This is a genomic window from Streptomyces sp. FH025 (assembly GCF_017427025.1).
Lineage (GTDB): Bacteria > Actinomycetota > Actinomycetes > Streptomycetales > Streptomycetaceae > Kitasatospora.
In genome coordinates this window covers 1-4334 of the sequence record NZ_JAFLNG010000654.1, presented here as the reverse complement: position 1 = coordinate 4334, position 4334 = coordinate 1, and the positions used below count along the sequence as shown (strand labels likewise).

Annotated in this window: 4 protein-coding genes and 1 pseudogene; 2 read left to right on the top strand and 3 right to left on the bottom strand. The window is 72.1% G+C overall.

Annotated elements, in window-relative coordinates:
- The 3 genes and pseudogenes from J0670_RS31420 to J0670_RS31410 all read right to left on the bottom strand — a co-directional run.
- A pseudogene (locus J0670_RS31420) lies at positions 1-527 on the bottom strand (hypothetical protein); the annotation flags it as partial.
- Positions 528-629: 102 nt separating this feature from the next.
- Complete coding sequence (locus J0670_RS31415; RefSeq protein ID WP_207815290.1) at positions 630-1310, bottom strand: DUF6445 family protein; 681 nt, start codon at positions 1308-1310, stop codon at positions 630-632.
- A 159-nt stretch (positions 1311-1469) separates the two neighbouring features.
- Complete coding sequence (locus J0670_RS31410) at positions 1470-2117, bottom strand: TetR/AcrR family transcriptional regulator (RefSeq protein ID WP_207815289.1); 648 nt, start codon at positions 2115-2117, stop codon at positions 1470-1472.
- Positions 2118-2244: 127 nt separating this feature from the next.
- On the opposite strand from J0670_RS31410, the gene J0670_RS31405 reads away from it, so the two are divergent.
- Together J0670_RS31405 and mca are read left to right on the top strand one after the other, a co-directional pair.
- The gene (locus tag J0670_RS31405) at positions 2245-3690 is read left to right on the top strand and encodes an MDR family MFS transporter (RefSeq protein WP_207815286.1); all 1446 of its coding nucleotides are present in this window, start codon (positions 2245-2247) and stop codon (positions 3688-3690) included.
- A gap of 34 nt (positions 3691-3724) precedes the next feature.
- Positions 3725-4334: mycothiol conjugate amidase Mca (gene mca / locus J0670_RS31400; protein WP_207815279.1), on the top strand; the 610-nt coding region annotated here is incomplete at its 3' end.

The following is a 4334-nucleotide window of genomic DNA, read 5'->3' as shown; positions in this document are numbered from 1 at the left end:
TGCTCCTCGGTGGCCTTGCCGTCGAGGGCGAGGTCCAGGCACTCCAGGAGGGTGGCGGCCGCGCTTTCGGTGGCCGGGCCCCGGGTCTCGAAGAGCTCGGTTCGCGGATAGCCGTCACTGTCCGCCTGCACACTGATGGCCAGGGAGAGGCCGTCCGGGAGATCCGTGAGTGCGTCGTACCCGATGTGTGGGGGCTCGTAGTCGGGGACGTCCGGGAGGTGCTGGACGCTGTAGTCGGCCGGCCATCGCCGCTTGAATCGCTGTATGACCTCCTCGGCCTTGAGGACGGTGATCGCGCTGATGTGCCAGGTGGAGGTCGGGCTGTTGACGGGGTGGTCCGTCGAGGGCTGCGCGGACGGTGTGGGCGCGGTGGACGGATGCGCGATGGTCGGGCGTGCTGTGGTCGGGCGTGCCGTGGTTGGACGTGCGGCGGAGGTGCAGCCGGTGAGCGTGAGCGCCGTCGACAGAGTCGCGGCCAGGCCCAGGGCGGGCAGTACCGACCGGAGTCGCTGTCTGCGGTGCATCATCCGGCGGCCTCTCGGTTGCGGTGCTCCGGTGGGGTCTTCGGGAGCACGGTAGTGCAATGAGAGGGGTCTGGTGCCGAGCGGCCGGGGGCTGTCGGCGGTCCGTCAGGCCATCCAGAAGAACACCGCGGTCATACGGCGGTCCGCCAGTTCGGCACCGTAGTAGCTCGTGGCGCTGTGGATCAGGTTGGCGTGGTAGAGGAGCAGTTGGTTGTAGCGGTTGGGGACGCGGACGTCCTCGGTGAAGTGGTCGGCGGGCACGTGGCGGGTGCCGAGTGCGTCGACCAGGTTGTTGTGCGGGGCGTTGACGAGGTTGCCGCCGAGGCGGCCGCCGGGGAACTGCTGGCGGTAGAAGCTGGTGCCGGCGTCCTTGGGGGCGCCCGGGCTGAGGTAGAGCACGGCGGCGTAGCGGCAGAGCGCGCGGGAGTCGGTGTGCGGGCGCGACTCCGACTCGCCGGCGCCGACGACCTGGACGCAGTTGTGGTTGAGGGTGCCGCTGCCCGGGGTGCTCTGCACCCAGAGACGGGAGGCGCCGGTGGCCTTGCGGACCAGGGACTCGACCCGTGCCAGCTCGTCCGGCTCCAGACCAGGCATGGTGCGCAGGCCGGGCCAGGTCTCGGGTCGGTACGGGTAGCCCTCGGTCCAGTCGCCACGGGCCAGGCACCGCTCGCGCACGGCGTCCGGGTCGGGCAGGACGTCGTTCAGGACCCAGTAGTCCCGGCCTCGGGTGGGCTTGCGGTACGGCAGGACCGGCAGGGTGGTGGGCCTGATGGGCTGTGAGGACATGCGCCGACCATAGGGGCGGCGCGCACCAACCTTCTGCCGTGAGCAGGTCAACCTTTCGTCAAACGGCGCTCCGGTGTGAGTGGTGTGGGTGCGGGTGGATTGGCGTGGGTGGACTGGCGTGGGTGGTCTGGGGCGGCTGCTCCGGGGCGGGAGGCCTCGCTAGCCCTGTCGGATCGCGTAGCCGCCGAGGGCGCCCTCCAATCGGTCGAAGGCCTGGACGGCGGAGGGGCGTACCGCGTCGGCGATCGCGGTGTGCTCCTCTCCGGCCAGGGTGCGGCGGGACACCTCGGTGAACACCGCCCGGTCGACGGCCGCGAGCAGGGCGGCGGCGACCCGGCTCTCGAAGTCGACCGGCGAGCCGTGCGCGGCCTCGGCCAACGACTCGGCGAGTGCGGTCTCGCTCTGCTCGTGCAGCTCGCGCAGCCGGGCGCCCAGGGCCGGGCTCCCGGCGATCGTGCGGGCGAAGGCCTGGCCGGAGAAGCCGAGCCGCGCGTCGTGCCGGTCGAGCGCGGCCAGGCAGTCGCGGCGCAGCGCGGCGAGGGCGGACTCGCCGGGCGCGCGGTCGGCGACGGCGCCGGCCAGTCGGCCGACGAGCTCCTCGTGCAGGTCGAAGAAGAGGTCCTCCTTGCGCGGGAAGTGGTTGGTGACGGTCATCTTGGCGACCCCGGCGGCGGCGGCCACCTCGGCGATGGTCGTCCGGTCGAAGCCCTGCTCGATGAAGAGCCTGGTGGCGGCGTGCGAGATCGCCTCGCGGGTGCGGCGCTTGTTGAGCTCGCGCAGGTTCGGCGTGGTCCCGGTGTCGGTCATGGCTGGAGCCTAGCGCAGTTCGCTGGGTCGAGCACAGTAATTATGCTTGACCCAATCTATGGGTCCGTCCTAAGTTCTCCTCGGGTGGCCGGAGCGGCCGCCGCACGGACGACCCAGGGGAGGGCGCATGACGACTTCGGTCACCACGAAGGGCGGGCGAGGAGCGGCGCGGGCGCAGCGGCCGGAGCCGCTGCCGCCGGGCCTGCTGAAGGCGGGAGCGGTGCTCGCGCTGGGCCCGGTGTTGGCCCTGCTGGACACCACGATCGTCAACGTCGGGATCGACTCCGTCGCCCGAGATCTGCACGGCTCGATGACGGCGGTGCAGTGGGTGGCCACGGGGTACCTGCTGGCGATCTCGCTGACGATGCCGCTCTCGGGCTGGGCGGTCGGCAGGTTCGGCGCCCGGCGGGCCTGGCTCGCCTCGGTGGTCCTGTTCGTGCTCGGATCCGCGCTGTGCGGTCTGGCCTGGTCGACGGGCAGCCTGGTCGCCTTCCGGGTGCTGCAGGGCATCGGCGGCGGCATGATCCAGCCGCTCGGGCAGGCCATCATGGTGCGGGCGGCCGGGCCGTCCCGGATCGGGCGGGTGATGGGCACCCTGCTGCTGCCGATCAGCCTGGCCCCGGTCCTGGGGCCCGTCCTCGGCGGGTTGGTCCTGGAGCACCTGGACTGGCGCTGGATGTTCCTGCTGAACGTACCGGTGGGGCTGCTCACCCTGCTGCTGGCGGCCCGTTGGCTCCCGGCGGAGGGGCCGAACGAACTCCCGCGGCCACGGTTGGACGTGACCGGACTGCCGCTTCTGTCGCCGGGTCTGACCGCGCTGGTGTACGGGCTCTCCACGGTCGGCGACGGTGGCGCGGCCGGCCCGGTGGCCGTCGGAGCGGGGTCGGTGCTGTTGCTGGCCTACGGCGGGCACGCGCTGCGGGCGGGGCGCCGCAGACTCCGGGCGCCCCTGATCGACCTGCGGCTGTTCGCCCGGCGGGGCTTCGCGGTGGCGACGGCGAACAGCTTCCTGCAAGGCGCCGTGCTGTACAGCTCGATGTTCCTGGTGCCGCTCTACTACCAACAGGTCGAGCACACGGGGGCGGTGGAGGCCGGGCTGCTGTTGGCGCCACAGGCGCTCGGGACGGCGGTCACCGCGCTGCTGGCGGGCCGAATAGCCGACCGGGTCGCGCCGCGCCCGCTCATCCTGCTCGGCATCGCGTGCTCGCTGCTCGGCACGCTCGCCTTCACCCGGCTGGGCAGCGGCCAGGGCCCGGCCGACTGGCTGCTCGCCGGATCGCTGCTCCTGCGCGGGGTGGGCATGGGAGCGATCGTGATCCCCAACATGGCGGCGGTGTACGGCAGTGTCGACCAGGCCCAGGTGCCGGCGGCGGCCGGCACGGTCAACGTCCTCAACCGGTTGGGCGGGGCGCTCGGCACGGCGGTGCTGACACTCGCCCTCCGGCAGGCGGAGGCGGGTCACCCGGGCCATCCGGCGGCGGCCTTCGGCGACACCTTCCGCTGGGTGCTGGCCCTGTCCGCGCTCGCGGTCGCACCCGCCCTGTTGTACCCGGGCACTCGCCGGTCCGGCTGACAGCCATCCACAACCGAAGCTCACGAAGGTACTCATGTTCACTGAACACCCCGGCACGACCGAGCATCTCGCCAACACCGGGCACCACGACCGACTGCGACTCCTCACCGTGCACGCCCACCCGGACGACGAGTCCAGCAAGGGCGCCGCCACCCTCGCGCGGTACGCGGCCGAGGGCGTGGACGTCCTGGTCGCCACCTGTACCGGCGGCGAGCGCGGCTCGGTGCTCAACCCGGCACTGGACCGGCCCGAGGTCCGGGCCGACCTCGCCCGGATCCGGCGCGAGGAGATGGCGGTCGCGCGTGAAATCCTCGGAGTGCGACAGCAGTTCCTCGGTTTCGTCGACTCCGGGATGCCGGGTCCGGGTGAACGACTGCCGGACGGCTGCTTCGCCGCCCAGCCGGTGGAGGTCGCGGCGGCGCCGCTGGTCACTCTGATCCGGGAGTTCCGCCCGCATGTGGTGATCACCTACGACGAGACCGGCGGGTACCCGCACCCTGACCATGTGATGACCCACCGGATCACCATCGAGGCCTTCAACGCCGCCGCCGATCCGGAACGCTACCCGGAGGCGGGGCAACCCTGGCAGGTGGCGAAGCTGTACTACCAGCTGGCGCTCTCCAAGGCCTGGTTCCAGACCCTGT